The organism is Vibrio sp. 1978, assembly GCF_033344345.1.
This window is the reverse complement of the sequence record NZ_JAWPOP010000464.1, coordinates 1-699: the sequence shown is the minus strand read 5'-3', so window position 1 is coordinate 699 and position 699 is coordinate 1. Positions and strand designations below refer to the sequence as shown.

The following is a 699-nucleotide window of genomic DNA, read 5'->3' as shown; positions in this document are numbered from 1 at the left end:
TGCAACAAATAGTCGAGGTCAATTTGATCAACAGAAGGGAGTAATTGCCTTTCGCTGTTCTCAAGCCCTAAATCAGCAACGAGTAGGGTATTGTCTTCACACATGACAATTGCTCGCTGAATCACATTACGCAGCTCACGTACATTTCCAGGCCAACGATGTTTAAGCAGTTTTGCTTTCACTTCTTCGGACATGTTGTGTACTTGACCATGAGATAAATCTGTTAAAAAGTGCTCAGACAGCATCAAAATGTCTTTGCCTCTTTTTCGAAGTGGAGGAATGGTTAGCGGTAATATATTGAGTCGATAAAATAGATCCTCCCTAAATTCTCCTTGTACGACTTCGCTTTTTAAATCCACGTGGCTGGCGGCAATCACACGACAATCAACATCGATAAATTTATCCGCACCTACTTTGTGTATTTGTTTGCTTTCTAAAAAGTGAAGGAGATGTATTTGAAGATCCGAAGGCATATCTCCAATCTCATCGAGAAATAAAGTGCCTTTGTGTGCTTTTTGAATAAAACCAATCCGGTCAGAAATGGCACCTGTAAATGCACCTTTTTCGTGGCCAAAAAGTTCGGAAGCAATCAAGCCACTTGGAATCGCACCGCAGTTAACCTCTACAAAGGGTGATGAGCGTCGACTAGATAACTGATGGATGAGTCGAGCACACAACCCTTTACCCACACCAGTTTCA

General features: G+C 41.9%; 1 protein-coding gene. It reads right to left on the bottom strand.

The window, feature by feature from the left end; all coding sequences use genetic code 11:
- Positions 1-699 (bottom strand): sigma 54-interacting transcriptional regulator (locus tag R8N49_RS27250; protein ID WP_318190466.1); only part of this gene is annotated, 699 nt, incomplete at both ends.